General features: G+C 66.3%; 2 protein-coding genes and 1 tRNA gene. 2 read left to right on the top strand and 1 reads right to left on the bottom strand.

The window, feature by feature from the left end; genetic code table 11:
- Positions 1–196 precede the first annotated feature (196 nt).
- Complete coding sequence (locus tag AC3AYF_RS20330) at positions 197–1093, bottom strand: FAD-dependent monooxygenase (RefSeq protein ID WP_295041190.1); 897 nt, start codon at positions 1091–1093, stop codon at positions 197–199.
- Between the two features lie 166 nt (positions 1094–1259).
- Here AC3AYF_RS20330 and AC3AYF_RS20325 point away from each other — a divergent pair, with 166 nt between their 5' ends.
- Both AC3AYF_RS20325 and AC3AYF_RS20320 read left to right on the top strand, forming a co-directional pair.
- Positions 1260–1967, top strand: coding sequence for an alpha/beta family hydrolase (locus AC3AYF_RS20325; protein WP_295041191.1), 708 nt, complete (start codon positions 1260–1262; stop codon positions 1965–1967).
- 77 nt (positions 1968–2044) lie between these two features.
- Positions 2045–2120 (top strand) — tRNA-Val (locus tag AC3AYF_RS20320).
- Positions 2121–2225 lie beyond the last annotated feature (105 nt).

Raw genomic sequence — 2225 nt, 5'->3', positions numbered from 1 at the left:
GGCGGCTGCCAATGCAGCAGCGCCGCGGCGAGCGCCAGGCAGGCGAACAGGAACAGGCAAGGGTGCGGGCGCGTGGCCAGAGGCGATGGCAAGGTGGGGCTCCAGCGAAGGCAGGAAGGCCCGGCCGGTTTCCGGGCGCAGGCCTGGCGAGGTACCGGCAGGGCGCCCGCCGGTTCGGTTCAGCGCTGCCCGCTCCTCACTGCGCCAGCACTTCCAGCGTTGCGCTGTAGCTGGCGCGGCGCGCAGTAGCCGGCTTGCTGACGCCCTTGTCGGTGGTCAGCTCGGCTTCCATCCAGTACATGCCCGCTTCCGGCCAGGTGATGCTGACCTTGCCGTCCTTGTCGGTTTTCGCCTTTATCTCGCCGAGCTCGTCGCGATAGCGGGCGGGGTCGCTTGGCGTGTCGATCGGCAAGGGGACGTCGAAGAAGCAGTAGAATTCCGGGGTAGCGGGGTCGCCGCTCATCGGCATCATCGAGACGCGCTGGTGATTGCCGACATACTGCACCCACTGGTTGAGCGGGGCGAGATCGGGGGTGGCGGCGACCCGCACGTTCCAGTTGACGTAGCCGCAGTAGCGACGCGCCACGGCACGACCGAGCGCCCGTTCCCGCAGCCTGGAGTGCGTGCCGTCGGCGATCACGATCAGGTCTGCCCGGCGCGTCGAGCCATCGGCGAATTCGGCGGTGACGCCGTCGTCGTTCACCTGGTAGCCGACGCAAGCCAGGCCGAGCGTGACGTTGGCCTGGCCGACGGCGTCCAGCAGTACCTGCTGCAACGTCGCTCTGGCGATGGGACAGGCGCGCTGCCCGACGTCATCGTAGAGCGGCCGAAGGCTGAACCGGGTCAGTGGGGTGCCGTCCTGGTCGTGATAGGCCATGGCGTCCATGCGGCCGCTGGCCTGCTCGATGGCGTCACCCACCCCCAGGGCCTTGAGTATCTTGACGCCGTTGGACCAGACCGAGATGGCGGCGCCTACCGGGCGCAGCTCGGGGACCCGGTCGACCACCTGGACCCGATGTCCTGATTTCTGCAGGGCCAGCGCTGCGGTGAGTCCACCCATGCCGGCGCCGATGACGAGAACGTTGAGCGTCATGGTTCGTCCTGGTTATTGTCGTTGGTTCGATCGAACCTGACCGATCGATCAGGTTTTGTCATCCTACGCACAAAAGCCATCCGATGGGAGTGCCGGCAGCGCCATCGTCGGCCAGCAGCCGGGGTGGCGCGTTTTTATCCGATAGGTCAAGACGGGGGCCGCTACGGTGACAGTGCCGACTCAGGATAGCGAAAGGCTGCGCAAGGCGCTGGCGACGGGCGATGGCTCGCGCCATGAGATCGCCCTGGGCGGATTCGCGGTGGAGGGGAGCGCGCCGACGTCCGCGCGCCTCGTCCTCTGTCACGGTGCGGGCGCGGGCCATGATTCCGAGTTCCTGGCTCGGCTGCGTCGGCGGCTGGCCGCGCGCGGTATCCAGGTCGTGGCGGGGGAGTTCGGTTACATGACCGCCGTGCATCGGAGTGGCAGGCGCCGGCCTCCACCCAGGGTCGAGACGTTGATGGACGAGCTCGATGAGTGGCGTCGGATACTGACGGAACTGGATGAGAACACGCCGCTGTGGTTCGGCGGGAAGTCGATGGGTGGCCGGGTCGCTAGCCTGCTGGCGACCCGGGTCGACCTGGCGGGGCTGGTCCTGTTCGGTTACCCGTTCCATCCCCCCGGCAAGCCCACCCGCTTGCGGCTCGATCACTGGCCGGAGATCCGCTGCCCGATAGTGCTTTTTCAGGGAACCCGCGATCCGTTCGGGCGACGTGACGAGGTCGCAGGGTACGAGCTGCCGGTGCAGGTCGAGTGCCACTTCATGGACGGCGGAGACCATGACTGGCAGGTGCCCAAACGCCTTGCGCACACGCAGTCGACATTGATCGACGAAGCTGCCGGCCACGTGGTGCGGCGGCTTGGCGCAAGTGGATGATCCGGATGGAGAAAGGCGGGGTGAAAAGCTGTTGACTTTCAACCGGTCACAGGTAGAATGCAGCGCCACGTGACCACGGGTGGTTAGCTCAGCTGGGAGAGCACCAGCCTTACAAGCTGGGGGTCACAGGTTCGAACCCTGTACCACCCACCACTGCGTTTTCGTAGTGCTCGGGTTCACGTGTTGCAAGTCGCAGTTGGAAAATGCGGACCGGTAGTTCAGTTGGTTAGAATGCCGGCCTGTCACGCCGGAGGTCGC

This window comes from Salinicola sp. (genome assembly GCF_982684285.1).
The sequence above is the reverse complement of the archived record's forward strand: the minus strand, read 5'-3'. Positions and strand labels throughout refer to the sequence as shown.

Coding starts and splice junctions, on each gene's coding strand:
- AC3AYF_RS20330 (WP_295041190.1), bottom strand. CDS start 1,093: ATGACGCTCAACGTTCTCGTCATCGGCGCCGGCATGGGTGGACTCACC.